This window comes from Chryseobacterium angstadtii, assembly GCF_001045465.1.
Lineage (GTDB): Bacteria > Bacteroidota > Bacteroidia > Flavobacteriales > Weeksellaceae > Chryseobacterium > Chryseobacterium angstadtii.
The window spans coordinates 1,148,015-1,169,420 of the sequence record NZ_LFND01000003.1; the positions used below are offsets into that span (position 1 = coordinate 1,148,015).

22 protein-coding genes are annotated in these 21,406 nt (G+C 37.6%); 13 read left to right on the forward strand and 9 right to left on the reverse strand.

Annotation, left to right across the window (positions count from 1 at the left end):
• The first annotated feature begins 163 nt into the window (after positions 1 to 163).
• Genes ACM46_RS13010 through ACM46_RS13020 form a run of 3 tightly spaced genes read left to right on the forward strand, consistent with a single transcriptional unit; the run spans position 164 to position 1,423 of the window.
• Positions 164 to 466, forward strand: coding sequence for a hypothetical protein (locus ACM46_RS13010; protein ID WP_048507042.1), 303 nt, complete (start codon positions 164 to 166; stop codon positions 464 to 466).
• A 14-nt stretch (positions 467 to 480) separates the two neighbouring features.
• Complete coding sequence (locus tag ACM46_RS13015) at positions 481 to 867, forward strand: hypothetical protein (RefSeq protein WP_048507043.1); 387 nt, start codon at positions 481 to 483, stop codon at positions 865 to 867.
• A 55-nt stretch (positions 868 to 922) separates the two neighbouring features.
• Positions 923 to 1,423, forward strand: coding sequence for a CinA family protein (locus ACM46_RS13020; protein ID WP_048507044.1), 501 nt, complete (start codon positions 923 to 925; stop codon positions 1,421 to 1,423).
• A 2-nt stretch (positions 1,424 to 1,425) separates the two neighbouring features.
• Here ACM46_RS13020 and ACM46_RS13025 read toward each other — a convergent pair whose 3' ends face one another.
• Positions 1,426 to 2,226, reverse strand: a complete 801-nt coding sequence (locus ACM46_RS13025; protein ID WP_048507045.1) for a helix-turn-helix domain-containing protein — start codon at positions 2,224 to 2,226, stop codon at positions 1,426 to 1,428.
• A 69-nt stretch (positions 2,227 to 2,295) separates the two neighbouring features.
• Between ACM46_RS13025 and ACM46_RS13030 the strand changes: the two genes are divergently transcribed.
• On the forward strand, positions 2,296 to 3,441 hold the full coding sequence (locus tag ACM46_RS13030; RefSeq protein ID WP_048507046.1) for an NAD(P)H:quinone oxidoreductase: 1,146 nt from the start codon (positions 2,296 to 2,298) through the stop codon (positions 3,439 to 3,441).
• Positions 3,442 to 4,077: 636 nt separating this feature from the next.
• Here the strand turns inward: ACM46_RS13030 and pdxR are convergent.
• Positions 4,078 to 5,523, reverse strand: a complete 1,446-nt coding sequence (gene pdxR / locus ACM46_RS13035) for a MocR-like pyridoxine biosynthesis transcription factor PdxR (protein ID WP_048507047.1) — start codon at positions 5,521 to 5,523, stop codon at positions 4,078 to 4,080.
• Between the two features lie 102 nt (positions 5,524 to 5,625).
• On the opposite strand from pdxR, the gene ACM46_RS13040 reads away from it, so the two are divergent.
• The 3 genes from ACM46_RS13040 (at position 5,626) to ACM46_RS13050 (ending at position 7,460) form a co-directional block, all read left to right on the forward strand.
• Entirely contained in the window at positions 5,626 to 6,081 is a 456-nt protein-coding gene (locus ACM46_RS13040; RefSeq protein WP_048507048.1) for a cupin domain-containing protein, read from the forward strand.
• Positions 6,082 to 6,333: 252 nt separating this feature from the next.
• On the forward strand, positions 6,334 to 7,218 hold the full coding sequence (locus ACM46_RS13045) for a dihydrodipicolinate synthase family protein (protein ID WP_048507049.1): 885 nt from the start codon (positions 6,334 to 6,336) through the stop codon (positions 7,216 to 7,218).
• Positions 7,219 to 7,226: 8 nt separating this feature from the next.
• On the forward strand, positions 7,227 to 7,460 hold the full coding sequence (locus ACM46_RS13050) for a hypothetical protein (protein WP_048507050.1): 234 nt from the start codon (positions 7,227 to 7,229) through the stop codon (positions 7,458 to 7,460).
• 192 nt (positions 7,461 to 7,652) lie between these two features.
• On the opposite strand, the gene ACM46_RS13055 is transcribed toward ACM46_RS13050, so the two are convergent.
• The gene (locus tag ACM46_RS13055) at positions 7,653 to 8,159 is read right to left on the reverse strand and encodes a pyridoxamine 5'-phosphate oxidase family protein (RefSeq protein WP_048507051.1); all 507 of its coding nucleotides are present in this window, start codon (positions 8,157 to 8,159) and stop codon (positions 7,653 to 7,655) included.
• A gap of 470 nt (positions 8,160 to 8,629) precedes the next feature.
• Between ACM46_RS13055 and ACM46_RS13060 the strand changes: the two genes are divergently transcribed.
• From ACM46_RS13060 to ACM46_RS13070, 3 genes are all read left to right on the forward strand, one after another.
• Positions 8,630 to 9,868, forward strand: coding sequence for a Na+/H+ antiporter (locus tag ACM46_RS13060; RefSeq protein WP_048507052.1), 1,239 nt, complete (start codon positions 8,630 to 8,632; stop codon positions 9,866 to 9,868).
• Positions 9,869 to 9,870: 2 nt separating this feature from the next.
• A complete protein-coding gene (locus ACM46_RS13065; RefSeq protein WP_048507053.1) occupies positions 9,871 to 10,671 on the forward strand; it encodes a helix-turn-helix transcriptional regulator in 801 nt (266 codons plus the stop codon).
• Positions 10,672 to 10,732: 61 nt separating this feature from the next.
• Positions 10,733 to 11,689 (forward strand): nitrilase family protein, encoded by a 957-nt coding sequence (locus tag ACM46_RS13070; RefSeq protein WP_048507179.1) that lies wholly within the window; start codon positions 10,733 to 10,735, stop codon positions 11,687 to 11,689.
• Between the two features lie 181 nt (positions 11,690 to 11,870).
• Here the strand turns inward: ACM46_RS13070 and ACM46_RS13075 are convergent, their stop codons facing one another.
• Positions 11,871 to 13,061, reverse strand: coding sequence for an aspartyl protease family protein (locus ACM46_RS13075; protein ID WP_048507054.1), 1,191 nt, complete (start codon positions 13,059 to 13,061; stop codon positions 11,871 to 11,873).
• A gap of 143 nt (positions 13,062 to 13,204) precedes the next feature.
• Between ACM46_RS13075 and ACM46_RS13080 the strand changes: the two genes are divergently transcribed.
• The gene (locus tag ACM46_RS13080) at positions 13,205 to 14,545 is read left to right on the forward strand and encodes a sensor histidine kinase (RefSeq protein ID WP_048507055.1); all 1,341 of its coding nucleotides are present in this window, start codon (positions 13,205 to 13,207) and stop codon (positions 14,543 to 14,545) included.
• Positions 14,538 to 15,227, forward strand: coding sequence for a response regulator transcription factor (locus ACM46_RS13085; RefSeq protein WP_048507056.1), 690 nt, complete (start codon positions 14,538 to 14,540; stop codon positions 15,225 to 15,227). Before ACM46_RS13080 ends, ACM46_RS13085 begins: the two co-directional genes overlap by 8 nt.
• Positions 15,228 to 15,304: 77 nt before the next feature.
• Here ACM46_RS13085 and ACM46_RS13090 read toward each other — a convergent pair whose 3' ends face one another.
• The 3 genes from ACM46_RS13090 to ACM46_RS13100 form a co-directional block, all read right to left on the reverse strand.
• Positions 15,305 to 15,607: a DUF3817 domain-containing protein gene (locus tag ACM46_RS13090; RefSeq protein ID WP_048507057.1), complete on the reverse strand. Its 303-nt coding sequence runs from the start codon at positions 15,605 to 15,607 to the stop codon at positions 15,305 to 15,307.
• Entirely contained in the window at positions 15,604 to 16,068 is a 465-nt protein-coding gene (locus tag ACM46_RS13095; protein ID WP_048507058.1) for a hypothetical protein, read from the reverse strand. The genes ACM46_RS13090 and ACM46_RS13095 overlap by 4 nt, the downstream gene beginning before the upstream one ends.
• Positions 16,069 to 16,136: 68 nt before the next feature.
• On the reverse strand, positions 16,137 to 16,727 hold the full coding sequence (locus ACM46_RS13100; RefSeq protein WP_048507059.1) for a TetR/AcrR family transcriptional regulator: 591 nt from the start codon (positions 16,725 to 16,727) through the stop codon (positions 16,137 to 16,139).
• 151 nt (positions 16,728 to 16,878) lie between these two features.
• Between ACM46_RS13100 and ACM46_RS13105 the strand changes: the two genes are divergently transcribed.
• Positions 16,879 to 18,093 carry an MFS transporter gene (locus tag ACM46_RS13105; RefSeq protein WP_083997401.1) on the forward strand — a complete coding sequence of 405 codons (1,215 nt, stop codon included), beginning with the start codon at positions 16,879 to 16,881 and terminating at the stop codon, positions 18,091 to 18,093.
• A 100-nt stretch (positions 18,094 to 18,193) separates the two neighbouring features.
• Here ACM46_RS13105 and pdeM read toward each other — a convergent pair whose 3' ends face one another.
• Entirely contained in the window at positions 18,194 to 18,838 is a 645-nt protein-coding gene (pdeM, locus tag ACM46_RS13110) for a ligase-associated DNA damage response endonuclease PdeM (RefSeq protein WP_048507060.1), read from the reverse strand.
• Positions 18,839 to 18,958: 120 nt separating this feature from the next.
• Positions 18,959 to 21,406 carry a ligase-associated DNA damage response DEXH box helicase gene (locus tag ACM46_RS13115; protein ID WP_117614436.1) on the reverse strand — a complete coding sequence of 816 codons (2,448 nt, stop codon included), beginning with the start codon at positions 21,404 to 21,406 and terminating at the stop codon, positions 18,959 to 18,961.

The following is a 21,406-nucleotide window of genomic DNA, read 5'->3' on the forward strand; positions in this document are numbered from 1 at the left end:
TCCAGATCATAAGAAAAGGATTTATTCAGGCGTATATTTGAGAGATCAAGTTCTGAAACATACTTGTGCAGTACAAAGGATGTATTTGGAAAAAGCCATTCTCCCAATAGGTTTTACAAAGCTTGCTGTGGAGAATTGGTATCAACCATGATTACTCGGATATATGGATTGTCAGAAAATAGTAAAGACCCTGAAGCATAAACATTTTATACGGGTCCCCAATAAAGGAAACTGTTTTGAAGACGGAGCGGTTATTTATGCAAAAGAAATAAAGACCAATATTTTTTTGCTGTTTGTGATTTTAAAAGACATTGAAATTGAAAACATCAAAGCATTAATCGCCCACTTCGACAGCTTTAGCAGTATTGGAGAGAAAGAGCCGGAGCAGATTATGTTTTACCTTTCCATCAAAGATAAAAAAGACCTTCATTATTTTGAGAAATATCTAAAAATTTCCGATAACTAATAACCACAGAACCTATGATATTTGAAAACGACACTTTAAAACATTCCGGACTGAATGATAAAAACAATATGATAGAGAATGAATCTCTATTTCCAAGTGTTATCAATTCTTACGGAGTTACCGCTTTTCTGATTAAATCACTGGAAAAGATCAAAAACAATGCGAAATGCGATATTCTGAAAAATGTAATTGATACCTATACCCGGGAATACATTCTGAATATTACGGAATATCATAGTGAAAGAACAATACCTTCAGCCCGTCCGGATCCGGAAATAGCAATAGAGAATTCATCTTTTACGCTGTATGCCAAAACAGCTTATTACAAAGTATTGAAAGAAGAAGAATATCTTAATAAGCTCCTGACCACCCTGGAAAAAGATAAGGCAGAAACCCTATAGATCTTTCCCGAAATTTCAATTTCCTTCACACCACAATCACTTAACACTTTATTATATGGAATTTCAAAAAAGTCTTTTAGAATACATAAGCCGGTCGCTCATCACCGCTGGCGAAACCATCTCTATTGCAGAAAGCGTCACTTCAGGATGTCTTCAGCTTGCCTTTTCGCAGATGCCCAATGCCTCTCTGTTTTATAAAGGAGGAATTACAGCGTACACACTGCCCCAAAAAGTAAACCTCCTGCAGGTGGATAAAACAGAAGCTGAAGAATGTGACAGCGTATCGGAAAATATCGTAAGCACAATGGCTCTGAATGCAGCAAAACTCTTCGATTCCGAATGGTCTATAGCCACCAGCGGATACAGCACACCCATCAGAAATTCATTGTACAAGATTTTCGCGTATTTTTCTTTTTCCTACAAAGGCGAAATTGTTCTTACCAAAAAGCTTGAACTTCACCCAAAAACACAAGCCCTTAATGCTCAGCTGTATTACACTGAATTTATTCTGGGCTGTTTTAAAAGTGAAATCAACCAGCTGCTGATTCTGAAATAGCTTCAGATTTTAACCCTGGGTTTGGCCTTCATAATGGTCTGATAGGATGAGGTAAAAGCAGATAAGCTTCTGTAACCCACTTTGTATGCAATCTGGCTCAATGTGAACTGCCCGGAATCAATCAGCTCTATACTTTTCAGAATCCTTACAAGCTGTAGGTATTTCTGAAGGGTAATTCCTGTTTCTTTCTTGAATATTCTCTGCAGACTCCGTACAGACATCTGTGCTTTTTCTGCCAGCTCATCCGTATTCAGACTGTATTTAAAATTAGAATTGATGGATGTACAAACCGGAATAAGACGGATATCAGCCGGAACAGGAATTTCAAGATTACTGCTTTCTTTACAAAGGTTGGGCAGGCTTTTCAGAATGGCTTTAAAAAACAAATCCTGCTCTTCATCTTCTTCGGTCTGCTGATTCCATTTCGAAGCATACAAAAGCATCTCTTTCAAAACCGGAGGAACAGCAAAAACATGAACATTCCTGTAAAAATCCTCTTTGAAAACGGTTTTGAATAAGAAAACCATCAGGTTCACCGTCTTCGCATCAGAAGTAATTCTGTGGGCTTTTCCTGAAGGAATCCAGATGACATGATGCTGCGGCACAAGATAAATCTTCTGGTCTATATGAAAATACTGATAGCCTTCTTCTACAAAAGTAAACTGTGCACGGTGATGCGCATGCTCGTGGGCATCATGTTTCCAGTCTTTTTCACACCAGACGTAAGCTTCTTTACCGATACGGTCTACAAACCGGCTGTTGGCTTCTTCCGTTAAGCCGCATTTTATAATGTCGTTCTGCATGATATTTTTGGCAAATTTAATAAAAACGACACTATTAATTTTGTATGATAAATATTTATTCCATTACAAATGAAAAAACTAAGTACGGTTTTTGTATTCATCTTATTATTGAAAATCACCAATCTCATGGCACAAGATCATAAAGCTAAAATATTGGTTCTTATCCATTCAGATAACGGAGGAACCTATGAACTCGCTAAAGAAATAGCATCCGGCATCGAAAACAGCAACAATGCAACAGCTGTGATCAAGCAGGTGAAAGAATCCCAAAATCCAAAGCTAAAAAATATCCCTGTCGCTTCTGTAGAGGAACTGCCTTCTTATGACGGAATTGCTTTTGGATCCCCTGTTTATTTTGGAAATATCAGTACCGGAATGAGTGAATTTTTATCCAAAACGGTTAATTTATGGACGAATCATGCGCTGGAAGGAATGCCTGCAACCGTTTTTATGTCTGCCGGAAGCGGTGCCGGAAAAGAACTGGCTCTTAATGCTTTCTGGAATACGCTTGCCGTTCACGGGATGGTTCTGGTTTCCAACGGCATCAGAGGAACAGAAAATATCAACAAAACAATTCCCCAGGGAAATACGGTTTTAGGGGTAACCAGTATGGCTTCTCTAAAAGATGTGGAAAGACCAACGAAGGATGAACGGGAACTGGCTGTACTTCAGGGAAAGAATTTTGCTAAAACAGCTTTGGCCCTGAAAGGAACATTCACTTCCAAACAAACCGCAGTTTCAGGTATAGAAAAGTCTGAAGATATCAATACCATTCTGAAACAGAAAAATATAGTCCTTCCAAAAGTACCGTTGCCAGCCGGAAATTATAAACCTTATGTGCGTTCCGGAAATCTCGTATTTATCAATCAGGTGGCATTGAAAGACGGCAAAATTTTAAATCCCGGAAAACTGGGTGTTGAGGTTAATGAACAGCAGGTAAAAGAGGCTACAAAAGCAACAATGCTCAATGTTATAGCCGTTTTAAAGGAAGCGGTGAACGGAGATCTTAATAAAGTGAAACAATGTGTTCAGCTGACGGGAATTTTCAACACGAAAGATGATTATACAAAACATGCAGACCTTATGAATACAGCTTCAGACCTTGTCGTGGAAATCCTGGGTGAAAAAGGAAAACATGCCAGAGCTACTTTGGGAGCATCGTCTATTCCTGTAAATTCATCTGTAGAGATACAGGCTATTTTTGAAGTGGAGTAGACTTTGTTATTTGCTTAAATTATATTCATCTGCTTAATCAGTTCTTTTTAATCTCTTGCAGATTATGCTGATTAGGCAGATTTTTTTAGAACTTGTGTGTACTTTTTTACATTAAATATTTGGCTTATCAAACTAAAATGTTCAAAAATTTTTGTGATTTTTGTGGAAACTTTTCTCTTGCTGATTTTACAGATGACTCTGATTTTATAAAGGACTAAACCTTATAGGTTTTAAAACTTATGCACAATAAAAACCTATAAGGTTTGATCCAATAATTTCCAAAAGATCTCAGAATTCTTATTTGTGAAAAATCTGCTCAATTCGCGGCATCTGCGGGAATAATAAAAATCTTTGATTTTTTAAGAACTTATGTGAGTTTTTTATACATAAAGTTTTAATCTAAAAAACTAAGTTGTTAAAAGCTTTTGTGACTTTTGTGGTTAACAAAACCATTAAGATCAATGAAGGTAATAAGAATAGTTAAGAAAAAATCAAATGATTTTTTAAGCTGTTCCTCTTGAAACGAAGCTTGTCTTAATATTCTTAAAAGCCTAAAAAAACTTAATGGCTCAATTATTTTAATCTCTCGCAGATTGTGCTGATTAGGCAGATTTTTTTTATTTCTACAGCCGGATTTTATTTTGATCTTGCGCTCTCATTTTTCAGGACCTCAGAAATAATCTTGATGCTCAGTTCCAGCTGTTCTTCGGACAAAGAACCGTAACTTAACCTGAATCCGTTGATAATACGGTCATGACTGTATTGCTGCGGATGAATAATATTAATGTTTTTTTCCAGAAGTAAGGCACTTACAGCATCCCAGTTAAGTTTTTTTCTCGGGGCAATCCAAAAGGCAAGTCCTCCTTCGGGAAGGGTAAAATCGGCAATGTCTTTCAAATATTTCTCCAAAAAATAAAACACGAGATCTCTTTTGTTTTTATAATGAACTGTTGCTTTTTTAATATGTTTTTTTACAGTGCCTTCCTTAATAAGCTGCAAAACGGCCTGTTCCATAATAACATCCCCCTGAACATCTATTATTTTCCTGAGATCTCCTATTTTCTGAATCATATTCGGATCTTTGGAGGCCAGATAACCGATTCGAAGAGCCGGAGCGACCACTTTACTCAATGTTCCAATATAAACATAGCTGTTGAGCTCAGCAAAGCTGGAAACGGGAAGAATAGGACGGTAACCGAAATGAAACTCATTATCATAATCATCTTCAATAATGGTAATTCCGTATTGGTTTGACAATTCTATTAATTTTAATCTTCTTGTTAAACTTAAAGTAACCGTCGTAGGATACTGTCTGTGAGGGGTTATGTAGATAGCTTTTATATTTTGATTCTCCGTTAAAAGCTTTTCAATATCTTCAATGATAATTCCTTCATGATCTACTCCGGCAGGCAGAAGTTCTGCTCCGGCATATTCGAAGGCTTTCCAGGCGGGTTTATAGCCCGGATTCTCTACAATAACCTGATCTCCGGCTTTTAACAGACATTGAGCCGTCAGAAACATAGCCATCTGGCTTCCTCTGGTGATTGAAATTTCATTTTCGTTGATGTGCATTCCCCGCTGATGGTTCAGCATCTGAGAAATAACTTTCCTGAATTCAATATCGCCGTGCTCATTCCCGTAGCCCATCATCTGCCATTTTGCTTTTCTGTTGAAGATCTGGCGATAGGCCCTTGCGAGCTCTGCTACCGGGGCTATTTTACTGTCCGGATGCCCATCGTCAAAATTAATGACAGGTCTGTTCAAAGCCGATACATTTTCTTCTGGAGCCGTTCTTTTTTCACTCAGTCTTTCCTGTAAAACGGGAAGTTTTTCAGATACAAAAATTCCTTTCCTTTCCTTCGAAATCACCCATTCTTCATTAATGAGAACCTGATAGGCTTCCACTACCGTATTCCTGTTGATCTTCAGCATCAGGGCCAGATTACGGCTTCCGGGAAGTGCATCCCCGGCGGCCAGCCTTCCGGAACGTATATCCGCAATAATAGTATCTGCGATCTGCAAATAGACCGCTTTTTCAAGCTTTTTATCAATTTCAAATTCTAATTTCCAAGGACGAAGCATCTGGACTACCTATTTATGTAAAAACTGAATCATTTAAACAGTCCAAATATAAGATAATTTTGTCATGCAATAACGCACAAAACAATTAAAATTTAAAACATCATGGACAAAAAAGATTTCAGTTCAAAAGATTTTCACGAAACATTTGCAAGACCAAAGTATGTAAAGCCTAGTCACTTAATCCATAAAAACGTAGAAAACGCAGGAGTTCACAACCAGTTTTCAACAGAAAGAAAGCACCCTGTTTTCTTCGTAGACCTTCCAAGCAAGAATGTAAGTATGACCATTGGAGGACTTACTCCGGGTCAGCAAACCAACAGACACCGCCATACCTATGAAACCGTATTGTATGTGATTGAAGGAAAAGGATGGACAGAAGTAGAGGACGAAAGAGTACACTGGGAAGCCGGAGATGCCGTTTATATTCCGTCTTGGGCATGGCACAAGCATCAAAATCTAAGCGATACTGAACCTGCCAAATATCTGGCCTGTGAGAATGCACCACAGCTTCAGAACCTGGGTGTAGCCCTGAGAGAAGAAGAAGGCAGAGACCTTTAATATTACAATCATTAAGAACAAATAAAAGTTTAAGCAGAGTCGGGAATATGATACTGGTTTTTATGCCACTAGATCAACCCATACTTTAATTCATTTAAAATACTTCCTGAAAATAAAACACTTACGATGAAGCGGAAGGTTTTAAATGTTTAAAGATCCATTCAGTAGAGTATTCTCAACAGCTTAAACTTTTCTTAATGGTTAGTTGTCAAGATTTCTAAATAATCATTTTTAATTTTAAATAAATAAAACATGAAAAATGTCCCATTCAAAGGAATAATTGCTTATCCAATTACCCCTTTTGACCAGAATGAAAAGGTAGACATTCCACTTTTTAAAAAGCTGGTAGAGAGACTTATTGTTTCCGGAAGCCACGGAATTGCCCCGTTAGGAAGTACAGGAGTAATGCCTTATCTGTCCGATGAAGAAAAAGAAGCCATAACGGAAGCCTCAATACAGCAGACCAACGGAAGAATTCCTACGCTGGTAGGGGTATCCAACCTTACCACAGAAAAAACGATTCATCACGCCGTGTTTGCAGAAAAAGCCGGAGCAGATGCCGTTATGATCATTCCTATGAGCTACTGGAAACTGACGGATGATGAGATTGTAGCCCATTATGATGCTGTGGCCAGTAAAATTTCCATTCCTATTATGGCGTATAATAATCCGGCAACAAGTGGAGTAGACATGTCTCCTGCACTGCTTAAAAGGCTTCTGGAAATCCCGAATGTGACGATGATCAAGGAAAGTACGGGAGATATCCAGAGAATGCATTATTTAAGAAAAGAACTGGGTGAGGAAACGGCTTTCTATAACGGATCCAATCCACTGGCGCTGGCTGCATTTACGGCCGGAGCAAGAGGCTGGTGTACGGCTGCTCCTAACCTGATCCCGGAACTGAATGTCGGTTTGTATAAAGCCATTGAAGAAGGAGATCTGGAAAAGGCAAAAGATGTTTTCTATAAACAGTTTGACCTGCTGAAGTTTATTGTAAACAAAGGATTGCCGAGAGCTGTAAAAGCCGGTCTGAATATTCTGGGAGAGGAAGGAGGAAATTTAAGAAGTCCTTTAAAACCTTTAACCGCAAAAGAATCGGAAGAACTTAAAGCTATTATTAAAACACTTTCCAATTAATTTACATTATGAAAAAGCCTATTTTTTATCATGCAGGATGTTCTGTATGTGTAAGTGCAGAGCATGATATCATCAATCTTATGGGTGCTGATAATGTTGAAATCGTACATTTAGGAAATGACAGAAGCAAAATTGCAGAGGCAGAAAAAGCAGGAATACAATCGGTTCCGGCTTTGGTAACGTCGAATGGAAATGTACTGCATATCAACTTCGGGGCATCCATGGAGGATGTAAAGAAATAAAAAAACTGGTGGCGGAGGTTCCCAAAGTCATCATAGCATTATTATCAGTTTATATTTTTTTCTTGTAGAACGCGTGGCTTTGAAAGCCTCGGCCAACAGAAGTTTGAAACCATCATCAATAGATTTTGATGTCAGTTTATATTTATGTTGTGAAGGTGGCTGAGATATTCAAAGCCACCTTTTTTGTAATTTTTATATAATGGCGTTTCCTTCCACGCCATCAGAATTATTGGTTTTAATGCCGGTAAGGGCAGACGCCACAAAGCTGAACAGACTGACCAGTTTTCCGGCTTTAGTATCCCAATAATAGGTTTCTTTCGGTTCTACACGAATGATGGTTACATCCGGATCATTCTTCCCGTCGAACCATGCATTGGCCATTGGCGACCATTTCTCCTCAATTGTGGCTTTATCCTTATAAACAGAGGCTTTTCCATAGACTGAAAGGTATTGAGAATCGCTGTTGTTCATGAAGAAAAGCTGTACCCGGCGGTCTTCTTTTATTTCAAAGTTTTTATTGCTTGTTCCGCTGCTTATAAACCATAAATTACCGCTGTCATCAGTTTCCTGCAATGTCATGGGACGGGCATTAACGGGTGTACTTTCAAGTTCGGTGCAGAACATACATATTCTGGCTTTCTCCGACAATTCCTGAATCTTTTTAATCGCTTCAAGATGGGTTAAATTTTGTGTTGACATATTATATTTTTTTGGTGTTTAGAATTTCAGAATGAGAACCCATCGATGATTCTCTGCTGTCATCTATAGTTCAAAAATCCAACCAAAAGAGATTATTTTTAATGTTTTAACTAAAGAAACGACCTGACGTGTTATTCACATGCTTCATCGAATCAAAGAAATTGATTCCGCCTTAGCTCACTTTATTCTATAGCATACCATGTTCTTTGAATGAACAAAAACAATAGGAGATGATTTGTTTTTAGCGCAAAGGTTTAATTGAATCATGTATAACTCAGGAGGCAAAGAGAGAATCAATTTCATTGATTCGATGAAGGATGAAGAATAGGACTGAAGTAAATATAATTTCAATAAAAAGCAGAAGATAAATAAGCCCGAAAAATAGCCATCCTGATCAGAAATAGTTACATTTGTTACCCGAATCTTTTTCAAAAAGAGAAGTTTAAACAATTTGAATACGATATAATCTGATGGAAAATTACGCGGTCATCTTAGTGATCATGGCCTTAATGATTGGCATTTCCGGTTTGGCGGGTAAAATAAAAATTCCGGTTCCCATGCTGCTTTTGATTGCGGGAATTGCAATTGGTTTTATTCCAGCTATGCCGGCTGTAGAAATCAATCCGGAAATCATCATGCTGCTTTTCCTGCCGCCATTGCTCTATGATGCTGCTTTTAATATCTCTTTTCAGCAGTTTAAGACCAATTTTAATACCATCGGAACATTAGCATTCGGCCTGGTGTTTTTAACCACGGCAGGCATTGCTGTTATTGCTTATTATTTAATTCCCGGGATGACCTGGCCATTGGCTTTTGTATTGGGATCCATACTTTCGGCTACGGATGCTGTGGCAGCGGTAGGAGTGACTAAGGGATTAGGGCTTTCACACAGAACCATAACCATTTTAGAAGGAGAAAGCCTTATCAATGATGCTTCGGCATTGGTGGCCTATCGTTTTGCAGTCGCAGCAGTTTCGGGAGTAAGTTTTGTTACCTGGAAAGCAGCGCTGGAGTTTTTTATGGTTTTAGGAGGCGGTTTTCTTGTCGGCTGGGTGATCTTTCAATTACTGGCTCTTACCATCAGCTTCTTTCGTAAAGATGCAATGGTTGTCAATAGTTTAATTCTGTTAATGCCTTTTGTAACCTATCTTATTGCAGAACATTTTGAAGTGTCGGGCGTTATTGCAGTGGTATTTCTTGGTTTGGGAATGTCCAAATTGAGCAGAAACAAGTTTCCGGATCATGTGAAAGAACAGTCCCGGAATTTCTGGGATATTATTATCTTCCTTCTTAACGGACTGATATTTTTATTAATTGGCCTTGAATTCCCCATCATTTTAAACAAAATATCTCACCTACAGGTATGGACTTATGCCGGTTATGCGGTCGTAATTGTTCTGGTCACTTTGCTGATCAGAATGGCAAGGGTCTATTTGCAGCAGTTTAATCTTCAAAAAGCTTTCCAGGGGAAAAGAAAAATCAGTGAAGATGCCTTATTTGATTCCAAAACAAGTTTTATCATCACCTGGTCCGGAATGCGGGGAATAGTCTCACTGGCTATTGCTCTCGGGCTTCCTGTTCTATTGAGCGATGGAGAACCTTTTCCTTTACGAAGCGAAATTATTTTCTTATCCATTGCCGTTGTATTGATTTCTCTTTTAGGACAGGGATTGACCTTACCGTGGATTATAAAAAAGCTTAAACTGTAATCATGCAAATCTCCCCTCCGAAACATCTGGCTCAATACATTAAACACTATATTTTCCTGGAAAATAAAGAGAATAGGGTTAAAAACTTGCGGCTCTTTGCAGATGGAAACACCGGATTGATTATTTCTGCTGAGATGAATATGCAGGATGAATCGAATAGAAATCTACCGTTAACCTTTTTTTACGGACAGCTTTCGTCATATAAAAATATGAGTACGAAAGGAGAGTTTTCTCTATTGGCGGTTGTTTTTCAGCCTTACTTTTTTAATCTTCTCTTTAATGTTGCGGCTAAAGACATCAAAAACCAAATTATTTCCGCTTCGGATATCTTAAAAAACCAGCTATTGCCGTTTCAGGAAAATCTTTATAATCAGGAAGATCCTCAATCCATCATTGCCGCCTTAAACCTATATTTCACAAAACTGATTTCTACAAGAAACAATCCGGATTCATGGCTTATCAATCTGCAGCAGCATATGTTGAAAAACAAAGGCAGCTTATCTTTAAAAGAACTGGAGCAGTTTACAGGATATTCTGAACGGCATATTGAAAGAAAGTTTGAGGAACATATCGGAATGTCTCCCAAAAAGTACAGTACCATTATCAGGTTGCATCATTTTTTAAGTCTGATGAAGAATAAAACCCATCAGCAAAGTATCACGAAACTTTCTTATGAAGCGGGTTATTCGGATCAGTCCCATCTGATTCGGGAGTTTAAAAATACAATCGGATTGACTCCCCGCCAATACGATACAACCAGAAATAAGTTGGCCGTCAACTTTATCGAGCTTCCATTTTCATAATACATGTCGGTTTTGTACAATTTCCGAAAGGCTAAGCTGTATAGTTTTGCAGAAAAAAAAGATGGACAATATCAAAATTTCAACGGCCCAGTTCGAAAACAAAAGCGGAGACAAGGAATACAATCTTTCAGTCATAGAGAAACTGGCCGGAGAAGCGGCTGCCAAAGGTTCCCAGGTCATTGCTTTTCATGAATGCTCGATTACAGGTTACACATTTGCCAGAAACCTTTCCAGAGAGCAGCTTCTCGATATCGCGGAACTCATTCCCGAAGGAAAAAGCATCATAGAATTACAGCATATTGCTGCCCGACATAACATCATTCTCCTTGCCGGTCTTTTTGAAAAAGATGAAGACGACAACCTTTATAAAGCATATGTGTGTGTTGATAAAAACGGATTAAAAGCCAAATACAGAAAGCTTCATCCTTTTATCAATCCACACTTAACGCCCGGAAATCAGTATTGTGTTTTTGAGATTCACGGCTGGAAATGCGGAATTTTAATCTGCTACGACAATAATATTACTGAAAATGTAAGAGCAACAAAACTTTTGGGAGCCGATATTATTTTCATGCCTCATGTTACGATGGGTACGCCTTCCACAAGGCCGGGAGCCGGATTTGTTGACCCTGAACTTTGGAAGAACAGAGAAACTGATCCAACCTCGCTTCGCCTGGAATTTGACGGGATGAAGGGAAGAGACTGGCTGATGAAATGGCTGCCTGCAAGAGCCTACGATAATGCGGTGTATGCTGTTTTCTCAAATCCTGTGGGTATGGACGACGATCAGCTGAAAAACGGATGTTCCATGATTGTTGATCCTTTTGGAGATGTAATTGCGGAATGCAGATCATTTGATGACAGTTTTGAGACTGTTACCCTTATTCCCGAAAAGCTCGTCCAGGCCGGAGGAAGCAGGTATATAAAAGCCAGAAGACCTGAATTGTACAGAGACATTATCGGGATGGAGCATCATCCGGAGCAGAATGTAGTCTGGATGAAAGACCGGAGTATTTAAAATTATGTTGCTTTTTTCCCTTTTACCGAGTATTCAAAAATTTTGATCCGTGAGAGTTTTATGATTATCTGATGGGATTTTCTCAAGAGAACTATTCTTGGCATTATTACAAAATTGGGCTTGACTGCTACAGCCAAACCCAATTTTATTTTAGATTTACTTAGAATTTTAAAGTACTATTTTACAGTAATTTTTTTAGCTTGATTTTTACCGATTTAATCTGGCCATTATCATCCATATATTTAATCGTAACCTTCTTATTCATTTGTTTTAGAAGCTGTTCATAGATATTGAGATCTTTACTCACTACATTATCAATAGAAACGATCTTTTGTCCTTCTTTTAATCCCTTTTTAGATGCATCAGTATTTGCAATGACACTTGAAATGATAATTCCGTTTCTGCTTTCGTTGTAACTTAAAGATATAGGGCTAACAACTGCTTCAAAATTCTTATTGAAAAGCTGGTTGGTTTTTAAATAGAGATTTTTATTTTTATAATCGAGTATAAAATTAAACCTGTTAATGATTTCACTCCCTAAAATCCCTAAGATTTTATCTGAAGAACTGACACCCTGTTGATCTGATGAAAGAGAAATTCCTAAATTTGGATGTTCAATTGAAGTATTACCTACTCGGATACTTTTAATAAGCCCTTTATTATAACTTGTTTTATTGCTCAGATTGGTACTGCTTTTAGTTATGGTTTTTCCAAGTTTATTGAATAAATCATTTTTCTCTTTATAAGGTGCATTGACTAAAAGAGTAAGTCCTGCGCCACTATCAAATAATATGTCTCCCGAAAACTTTTCGTTATTTTTTAACTCAAATGTAATTGGAAACTGAGGAATACCTGAATGAAGCTCAAAAGGAATCTTTTCATACCCATCATAGTTTAAAGAATCATCAAACTTGTACAGGCTCATGGTACGTGTTTCAAAATCTATTTTAGTGAGGTAATTTTTTAGAATTGCAGCTCCTATAATTCCGTCAAACTTTTTCTCATACAATTTATTGAGTCTTGATAGATCGTCTAATACAATATTTGTATCTACATACTGATCTTTATCAATGAATATTTTTTGATTGGTTATTATGTCGTAAAGCTTTTTACCTCCTGCTCCTGATACTTCAGTTTGATAATTAGCTTTCAGGTTATATTTTTCTGCTATTCTTTTGTCAAATAGAGTTGTAGCCGCCCCAGTATCAAAAAACAAAAGCAGACTGTCTTTTTGATTTTCCATCGGAAGCTTTATAAAGATAGACTTATCGTCTTTTGATAATTCGAAAGGAAGTTTTATCTGTTGTCCGTAAATATTAATTAAACCTAGTAAAGTAAAGAAAAATGTTAGTTTCTTAAATCCTGCATTCATAATTGTTTTTTTTATGGATACAAATTTATGTACTATGATCAAGTACCTTAGTTATCAAATCGTTATCAAGTGTTAAATAGTGTTACCAAATTATTTTATTACGATTCATAATATTTAATTTAGCTGTATAGAAATTAAATTCAATGTATAATTTTTTTATCCGTTTTGGAAAGAAACTTTTGATATTAACTGTGGTAATGGTTTTTGCTTTTCAGGGATATTGGCTGTGGCATACCTTTCAATCTAAAAAGAAAGAGCTTTTGGAGCAAACAAAAATAGAACTGCAGCAGATATTACTTAATAAGCTGATGAGTGAGCTTTCGAAGAATCCAGCGTTGGAGTCCACTTTTGGAGAGAAAAAAAAAGTGATAAAAGAATCTTATAAGGCAAACAAAAATGTGGAGGTGGTTGTTTTGGAATCCCGCGATCTGAAGAATCCGGAGCAAACGAAAAACATGGATATACCCAATATTAAAATGGAAAGCCTGATTTATTCTTCCATAAAAAAATCTATGCCGGTATTGTTTAAATATGGAGATATCGTTGTTTATCATACAATCAAAAAGGAAGTATCTATGTATCCTGCAGGACAATCTATTGTTGCTTCTGATACAACAGAAGAAATAAGTGCATTGTTTGGTGATAAAGGGACGTTTAGCATTCATATAAAAAACTTATTTGCAACCACTGTTTATTCTATACTTTGGGCTATTATGTTTTCGTTATTCTATCTGTTGCTGTTTCTTGGTACGCTTTTCATTATTTATCGTAACCTGATGATAAATAACGCACTTATGAAAAACAAAGAGGTCTTCACCCAAAATATGACACACGAGCTTAAAATTCCGGTATCTACCATCTTAATCGCAGCTGAAGGGCTGGAAAAGTATAATATCACAAGTGAACCAGAAAGTGCAAAAAAATATGCATTTATCATTCAAAGAGCAGCCAATCAGCTTTCTTTGCTTGTAGAATCAATCCTGCAGAATGTTCGGTCTGATAATAACAGAGAAACATTAGAACTGAAGTCAGTCAATTTATTATCTTTATTGCAAGAGGTGCTGGATAACCTTTCCGTTATTATGGCAAAAAAACAGGCAGAAGTAAAACTGGAAAACATTAATGAGCATATTCATGTAAAAGGAAATCATGAACTGCTAAGACAGATATTTCTGAATCTGATTGACAATTCTCTAAAATATTCCGATAAGCAGCCTCTCATATCCATCTCTGCAACCCAAAAGAATAGCCGTATCATGATAACCATACAAGATAATGGTATTGGTATTCCCAAAAAATACGGAAAAGAAATTTTTGAGCCTTACTTCAGAATTATGAATAATGATTTACACGATGTAAAAGGATTTGGTTTAGGTTTAAGTTTTGTGAAGAATTCTTTGAAAAAACAAGGTGGAAATATCCGCTTATTGCATTCTGATACACAAGGTACAATCATGGAAATAAATATCCCTGTTTATGAATAATAAAATCAGAGTATTATATTTAGAAGACGATGCAGACTTGGGAGAAATAACCCGTGACATTCTCGAAAGAGAAGGGTTTACCGTAAAATGGGTAAATAATGGAGAAGAAGGACTTGAAGCTGTAAAAGATTATCTATTCGATATTATCATTGCAGATATTATGATGCCCAAGCTCGACGGGTATACTTTCTTAAAAACAATTAGAGAACAAGGGAATAATATTCCTCTCATTTTACTTTCTGCAAGAGTGTTAACAGAAGACGTATTAAAAGGCTTTTCTATAGGGGCAGACGATTATATACGCAAACCTTTTAATATTGACGAACTTGTAGCCAGAATGAACAGACTTCTTAAAAGTATAACAATTCCGGCAGTATCCGTAAAGACTATAAAAATAGGTGACTATGAATATAACCCTTATACCCTTAAACTAAGATATAAAGAAGAGTTTTCAAGCCTTTCCCCAAAAGCCGGAGAGATTTTGCATAGACTTGCTACCGGTGAAAACGGAATGCTTTTGCGGGACAAAACGCTCATTGACCTTTGGGGAGATGACAATTTCTTTAACGGCCGAAGCCTTGATGTCTTTATTTCAAAACTGAGAAAGTTACTTTCAAAAGACCCGAGAATCAATATTCTAAACATCAGAGCTGTAGGTTACCGGTTAATCATTATGGAATAATTAAAACTGGAAAAAACAATTCTGCCTATATTTTTATAAGAGAAAACTATCTTTTTATAGCAGCTAATCTATATTTTTCATAATCTGCTCAGAATTTTTTTATCTATATAAAAAGTTCCGAAGGGAATAAAACAGGCAAGAATCACTTTCCATGTTGTTTCTTTAAACTTCCATTGCTGCTCAACACCCACACTTAAAGTATTGAAAAGGAAGAGCAGGAATAATGTTCCGTGAACAGGTCCCATTAACTTTACAAGTGAAGGATTTCCCAGTCCGTACTTCATAGGAACAGCTATGAAAACAAGGGTAAGCAGAGATATTCCTTCAAGAATAGCCAGAATTCTGAGACGTCCGGTTTTAGTTTTTAATAAATGTATCATAATGATCTGAAATAAGGTCGGTTAACAATAGGAGAGAACGGCCAGGGTATCGCTAAGAAAATAAGTATTAAAGCAGTCACAAACCAGATGAGCATTGTTTTATATTTTTCTTTGTCCGTTTCTTTTCTTTTTGCCATAGCAGAACCCACCGTGATTAGAATAATGGCTGTGATCATGATCAAGAAATGAATCAATCCGAAGAACAATACATCTATGGAAGATTTTGCTTCACTGAAATTTTTCCAGAAATATTTTACAACAGGGCTTTTCGTGTAAAGTATAATTCCAAGAATCAATTGAATATGCGCTATGGTTGCAGTCCAGTGTCTTGCCAGATCATCCGTCTTTGAAAATATTTTATGAGTGAAGTAACCTTTATAAGCTCTCCATATAGAATAAATAAGGCTTATTAAAACTACCCACCGGAAAGCAGAATGCAGAAATGTAAAGGTTTGATACATGCTAACTTTTTTGATTGGATCAAAGATAAAACAAAAACATACTAATTAGTATCTTTTTGTTGAAAAAATTATTCCATTGATTTGAAATAAGCTTTAAGTCCCTTTAAATAAGTAAGATATACTGATTTTGAATTTTCCAGTTTACCCAAATTTCTTACTCCCCAATAACCAGACATCACAAAAACAGCAATTTCTTTGGCATTAATATCTTCTCTGACCCTACCATCTTTCTTCCCGTTTTCGATACAGGTAATCATGGCGTTTTCCCAGCGGGCAGCCAATTCGTTCAATGCCTTTGTAAAATCTGTATGCCACGGTGCCATTTCCTGAGTGAAATTAGAGGTTGGACAGCCATATTCAACCTTCAGAAAATCATTATCCATCAGAATATGATAAACCAGATTGTAAATGCTCTCCAGCGGATTTTCACTGTCTTCAAGAGGGTCAATGAAAGTGCTTCTGAAATTGTTTTTCAGGAGTTCATTAATGATGGCCAGGCCCATTTCGTCTTTTGTTTTGAAATGATAATAAAAAGCTCCTTTAGTTACCTGTGTATTGGCAATAATTTCATCCACACTTGTTGTCTGATATCCTTTAACATAAATCAGTTCAAAGGCTTTTTGAAGAATATTAAGACGGGTGGCTTCTGACTTTTTCATTAAAGGAAATTGCTTGTATACAAAGGAACGGATTTTTTGTCCAATAAAACAAACTATCATAATTATAATAGATTACTAGAATTTAAATAATTTTTATAATACAATAATAACCCGGAAATTTGTAGAGTCAAAATCAATAAAAAATAATACGATGAATTATCAGAAAGATATACAGATGAAAATGGAATCCTCTGCAAAAAGCAAGAGTCTTCCGGCAGCATTATGGGCATTAACCATCAGCGCCTTTGGAATAGGAACCACAGAATTCGTGATTGTAGGACTTCTTCCAACGGTAGCAGGAGATCTTGGAATCAGCATTCCTTCCGCGGGGCTTCTGGTAAGCTTGTATGCCATAGGAGTAGCGATAGGAGCTCCTGTGCTTACGGCATTAACGGGAAAAATACCCCGCAAAGTACTATTGGTGTCAATCATGCTGCTATTTGTTATCGGAAACGGATTGGCTTCTATAGCTCCTGGATTTATCACCTTGATTTTAGCCAGAATTCTAACGGGATTTGCGCATGGTGTGTATTTTTCTATCGGTTCTACGATTGCAGCATCATTAGTTTCGGAGGAAAAAAGAGCGACTGCCATTTCTATTATGTTTGCAGGGCTTACTCTGGCGATTGTAACCGGAGTGCCTTTAGGAACTTTTATAGGACAGCATTTTGGATGGAGAGCGACTTTTATAGGAGTTTCTATTCTGGGAATTATCGGTCTAATAGCCAGTATGCTGCTTGTTCCTAAAACCCTTAAAAGTGACCAAACAGCATCTTTAAAAAGCTTACCCAAAGTATTTGGAAACAAAAGGATGATCTTTGCATTTTTAATGACTGCAATGGGATATGGCGGAACCTTTGTTGTTTTCACTTATTTATCGCCCATCCTTCAGCAGATCACCGGATTTCAGGAATCAACGGTTACATTTATTCTACTTATCTACGGGATTGCCATTGCTTTAGGAAATCTTTTGGGTGGAAAAACAGCCAATAAAAATCCTTTAAAAGCTCTTTTGTGGATGTTTGCCGCACAGGGGTTGGTATTGCTGGCTTTTTATTTCACAGCGGGCAATCCAATTTTAAGCATTATTACTTTATTTCTTCTGGGAGGGCTTTCGTTTGCTACAGTACCAGGGCTTCAGCTTCTGGTGGTACAGATTGCAGAAAAGGAACTTCCGGGAACTGAAGATGTGGCATCAGGGATTAATATTGCGGCGTTCAATATTGGGATTGCCATCGGATCTTACACAGGAGGTCTTATTGTAACTTCTTCTTTGGGACTGGCAAGCACACCCTGGATCGGAGCTTTATTTCTGCTGGCTACGGTATTGATTACGCTTTACAGCATCCGTTTAAGTAAAAATTAAAATTATTTTCTCTGTTTTTATAGGGTAAAGACCGTCTGTATGGGACGGTCTTTTTTGTATTTCTTTATCCTTACTTTTCTTATTGATCACCAATCTCAATCTATATTTCATGAATTTCGGAGTCAGTAAATACGTAGAATCTTCCGTCTTTCGGAATATTTTTGGTATCCAGTCCTGTAAATCCACTGAATGCGGGAAGCAGCAATTGGTTTTTGGTCTGTACAAAACAGGGCAGCCTGATCTTTTTCACAGAAGAATTCAGAACCACACCGGGATGAATATGTCCGGTGATTTGAAATTCAGAGATTGTATGATCAAATTCATGAATAAATGTAAAACCATTCCTGTCTAAAGAGTTCGATTTAAAATTTAAGCCTAGTTTTTTCTCAAGTGTTTCTGATAAACGATCATGATTTCCTTTGACAAGATAGAAATGGAGATCCGGATATTGGTTTTTCCAGCTGCAGAATTCATCCACATCCGAATTGTCTCCCGCATGAAGAAGATCTCCAACAACAATCCATTTTTCAGGTTTGAAATATTCAATCAGAACGGAAAGTCTTTCCAGATCACTTTTCATAATGTGATTGGCCATTGCAATGCCGTTTTTACGGAAATGAGCCGTTTTTCCGATGTGAAGATCAGACAGAATCAATGCTTTTTCTGATTCCCAATAGACCGCACGCTGATTCGTTAATGTGAAAATTTCGTTGTTAAGTATGATATTTTTTGTGGCAATGTTCATTGGGGAAACTTAATATTTGGGCTGAGGTTGGAAGAGGATGGAGTTAAAAAGGAAATTAGGATCGACATAATCTTGTTACATATACTTCCTGACCTCATTAATCTGTTTTTCATATTTAATTTATCCTCTTTTTCCGGCCTGCTCAATCATTCTTTTAATTCTTGCATCAAGGCTTTCGCTGGAAAGGGTTTGCCTCAGACTGTCTACTTTGATGGGAAAGCTCAGCGGAGTAAAGGTATGGGAATATTTTAAAATGATTTTTGATTTTTCAATTCTTTTAAAAGCTTCTACCAGACGCGGTTCCTGTAACTGCATATTGAATACTTCGGTATAAGCCTGTCTTACAAGGAAATGATCGGGATCGTGATCTTCAAGCACTTTGAATATAAGTCCGGCAGAACTTTGCAATGATTTATTAGAACGCTGTTTTCCTGCGTAATTCTGGATCACCATTCCTGAAATTACGGCTATATCGCGAAATTTTCTGCGTGCCATTTCTGCGGAATTAATACTTGCAATCACATCGTTCATCAGATTATCGCGAGTCAGGATCTTGCTTAGATTTTCCTCATTCAGGGGGATTTCTTTATCACTGAACAATTCAAAACCATAATCATTCATGGCCATTGAAAATGAGATAGGAGCCAGTTTTGAAATGCGGTAAGCTATTAGAGCTGCCATTACTTCATGAACCAGACGGCCTTCAAAAGGGTACATAAAAAGGTGATATCCTTCGCGGTTTTTGATTAATTCCACCAGAAACTCATCGTCTTTGGGAATGTGGGAGTTCTTTTCCTGATTGGCCAGCAGCGGATGCAGAAATTTCAGCTCTTTTTCTGAAGCTTTTGGATTTAGCGCATGAGACAGTTTTTCTCTTAAAAAATGGCCCAGATTGGAGCTCAGAGGCAATCTTCCGCCCAGATAACTCGGAGCCATGGCTTTTCCTTTTGCCGCCCGCACATAAACGGTCATATCTTTAATCATGACCACTTCAAGTGTTCGCCCGGCAAGGATAAATTTTTCTTCTTTTTTTAATTTGGAAATAAAATATTCTTCCACCATTCCAATGTAACCTCCGGAAATAAATTTTACTTTCAGCATGGCATCACTTACGATAACGCCCATATTCATACGGTGGAGCATGGCAATTTTTCGTGAAATCACTTTATGGAGGCCGTCTTCCATAACAACGACTTTATGAAACTCTTCATAGCTCTTTAAAACACTTCCGCCGATGGTCAGAAAATCGAGGATGCTTTTCCATTCTTCTGCTGTCATTTCCTGGAAAGCAAATACTTTTTTGATCCTGCTCAATGTTTCCTCTGCATAAAATCCATCCCCAACGGCCAGTGTCATTAGAAACTGAACAAGAACATCAAAACATAAAACCTGAGGTTCACGGGGCTCTATGACCTTTTGTTTTACGGCTTCTTTTAACGCAGCTACTTCAATCAACTCAAGGGAATGGGTAGGAACGCAGTAAATTCTTGAGGTTTCGAAAGGGGAGTGTCCGCTTCTTCCCGCTCTTTGCAGAAATCTGGCTACTCCTTTTGCAGAACCGATCTGAATTACCGTATCTACCGGTTTAAAATCAATTCCAAGATCTAATGAAGAGGTTGAAACGACTGCTTTCAGCTTTCCGGCGCTTAAATTCTCTTCAATCCAGATCCGCAGATGGGCATCAATAGAGCTGTGGTGAATAGCAATCTGGCCTGCAAAATCCGAATAAGCCTCCAAAAGAAGCTGGTACCACATTTCGCTTTGGCTGCGTGTATTGGTAAAAACAATGGTTGATTTTGATTCGAGAATAATAGGGACTATTTTGTCGGCCAATTTCGATCCTAAATGCCCCGCCCACGGAAGAATTTCAATTTCATCCGGGAAAACGGGGAGAATATCTATCTTTTTATGCTCTTTTGCCGTAATTTTTGTTTTTTTGATATCATAAGGAATCAGAACCTCCATAGCTTCATCCAGATTTCCGATGGTTGCCGTAATTCCCCAGATTTTCAATTTCGGAACATATTTCATTAACTGAGAAATAGCCAGTTCTACCATAACTCCGCGTTTTGAGCCCAGCAGCTCATGCCATTCATCAACGGCTACACACTGCATATCCTGGAAAAAACGGGCATGATTTTTCTGTCCTAAAAGCAAATGAAGACTTTCCGGGGTAACCACCAGAATTTCGGGCATATTTCTGACCTGCTGCTGTCTTACTTTGGGATCCGTATCTCCATTTCTGACGCCTACTGACCAGTCGAGGCCAATTTCATCCAGCGCTTCCTGCATGGCTTTGGCAATATCTTTAGACAAGGAGCGAAGGGGAGTGATCCAGATCATTTTCAGCCCTTTCCTGTATTTCTCCGGATGATTCATGAAGTCTGAAACCAGAGCCAGGAACACGGAAAAAGTCTTACCAAATCCGGTGGGTGCTACAACCATTCCGCTGTATCCGCTGCCGAATTTCTGCCAGGTATCGGTCTGAAATTTGAAAGGTTGAATAGCCTTACCGGCCATCCATTGGTGAATGACTTTATATCCATTGCTATTGTCAAATGCTTTCAA